The sequence below is a fragment of the Streptomyces sp. NPDC033229 genome (assembly GCF_055576875.1).
Genome location: NZ_JBVIQR010000172.1, coordinates 1 through 2,190, shown reverse-complemented (window position 1 = coordinate 2,190; position 2,190 = coordinate 1). Strand labels below are relative to the sequence as shown.

Sequence of the window (2,190 nt, the reverse complement as noted above, 5' to 3'; positions counted from 1 at the left end):
TGCCCGCACACCAGCCACACCAGCCACACCAGCTCAACGAGCACACAGGCATAAAGTCAGCAGCATTGCACCTACGCACCCGACCTCAACCCCGTGGAAGGGATCTGGTCGATTCTCCGCCGGACCACCCAGGCCAACACAGCCTTCACCGACCCGGGCCACCTCATGCGCCAGCTCCGACACGGCCTCCGCCAGATCCAATACCGCAGCGGCATTATCGACGGATGCCTCACCGGAACAGGGCTCACACTGACGACACCACGCCCAAAAACTCAGTACACGCTCGCTTGACAGACCCGGCAATGGCGCAGCGACACGATACCTGACCACGGCCTCCACGCACCTCGAGGCCCAGGGGTCCGGAGAGTCTGGCGTCCAGGAGCCAGATCGACGAGAAAATCTGCCACCTCGCCTCCCTTCAGATCATTACTGGGCAAGAAGTAGCGGTTTCACCGCGACCGAGACCCAGCGGCGGACGCCGACAACTGAAGCAAGCCGTCATCGCCTGTACACAACAACGCATGGGCCAGGGCCTCCAGGTGATCTACTGGGCAGCCGGGTCGGGTGCGACTGCAAGACTTACAACCGTCCGACCTCTGGCCATCAGGAAAGCGCTGACAGACACTCTCACAAACAAATACATCAAACGTCACCAAAGGTTTATCGGCATGACCGCCACCTTATGGAGCACCGACCGCCCCTGGCGGGGCATCATGGTCGCCACCGCGCTTCCGCTGCGCGAGGATCTCTCCATCGATTACGACGCCTACGCCGCGCACGTCCGGTGGCTTCTGGAAAGCGGCTGCGACGGTGTCGTGCCCAACGGTTCCCTCGGCGAGTACCAGACCCTCACCGACGAGGAGCGGGCCCGCGTGGTCCGCACCGCGGTCGAGGCGGCGGGCGACGGCGCGCGGGTGATGCCCGGCGTCGCCGCCTACGGCAGCGCCGAGGCGCGCCGCTGGGCCGACCAGGCCACCGAGGCCGGCTGCGGCTCCGCCCTCCTGCTACCGCCGAACGCCTACCGCGCCAACTGGCGGGCCATACGCGCGCACTACGCGGACATCGCCAAGGCTGGCCTGCCACTGGTCGCGTATAACAACCCCGCCGACACTAAAACCGACCTGGCCCCTACCCTCCTGGCCAGGCTCCACCACGATGGCTACATCGTGGCGGTCAAAGAGTGTAGCGGCGACGTCCGGCGAGCCTACGAGATCGCAGAACTCGCCCCCGGGCTCGATCTCCTCATCGGCACCGACAGCATCCTGCTGGAACTCGCCACCGCCGGAGCCGTCGGCTGGATCGCCGGCTACCCCAACGCCTTCCCCGCCACCTGCGCCGAGCTCTACCACGCCGCCGTCGCCGGAAACCTGGAGACGGCCGTGCCGCTCTACAGGTCGCTGCACCCGCTGCTGCGCTGGGACTCCAGGACCGAGTTCGTACAGGCCGTCAAACTCTCCATGGACCTGGCCGGCCGCCGCGGCGGCCCCGCCCGCCCACCCCGCCTCCCACTTGCCGGCGCCGTAGCTGACGCAGTACGCGCCGCTACCGAAAAGACCATCGCCAACGGACACCGCTACTGAGTTTTCGGGCGTGGTGTCGTGGAGGGGTGACGTGTGGTGATCGTTGCGGTATGCGCTGACCATGAGGTACTCGCAAGGCGGTGGCCTGACCGAGGAACGGCGGGCATTTCGCGAGCGCGTCCGTGTGGGAGGCGGCCGGGATGTTCGGTGCCGGGCAGGGCAGCACGGTGGTGGCGAAACAGCTTCGGGTCAGTGTGCGGTCGGTGCAGAGGTGGCGCCGCTCCTGGCAGGACGACGGCCCACAGGCCCTGACCTCTCGGGGACCGGCGGCCCGTCCCAAGCTGAACGAGGCCCTGTTCGCAGTGCTGGAGAAGGAGTTGGCAAAGGGGGCCGGTCGCGCACGGCTGGCCGGACCAGAGGTGGACCCTGGCGAGGATCAAGACGTTGATCGGACGCCGGTACCACAAGACTCTCGCACGGTCGACCATTATGGAGATGCTGCGGCGCCACGGCTTCAGCCACCAGGTCCCGGCCCGGCGCGCTCTGGAGCGCGACGAGGAGAAAATCACCGGCTGGGTGTGAGGTGCCTCGAAGTTCTCGGACAGGTGTCCAATAGGATCGCCTGGAACAGGGAACGAGGAAGAAGTGGCGCCACCGAGGAAGTACTCGC

1 protein-coding gene and 2 pseudogenes are annotated in these 2,190 nt (G+C 66.6%); all 3 read left to right on the top strand.

The annotated features are described in order from the left end of the window. Positions 1-72: 72 nt before the first annotated feature. A pseudogene (locus ACZ53N_RS37140) lies at positions 73-291 on the top strand (IS630 family transposase); the annotation flags it as partial. A 377-nt stretch (positions 292-668) separates the two neighbouring features. Continuing rightward, positions 669-1,580 (top strand): dihydrodipicolinate synthase family protein, encoded by a 912-nt coding sequence (locus ACZ53N_RS37135; protein ID WP_469145106.1) that lies wholly within the window; start codon positions 669-671, stop codon positions 1,578-1,580. A gap of 61 nt (positions 1,581-1,641) precedes the next feature. After that, positions 1,642-2,099 (top strand): annotated as a pseudogene (locus ACZ53N_RS37130) (winged helix-turn-helix domain-containing protein); the annotation flags it as partial. Positions 2,100-2,190: the final 91 nt, after the last annotated feature.

Coding starts and splice junctions, on each gene's coding strand:
- ACZ53N_RS37135 (WP_469145106.1), top strand. CDS start 669: ATGACCGCCACCTTATGGAGCACCGACCGCCCCTGGCGGGGCATCATG.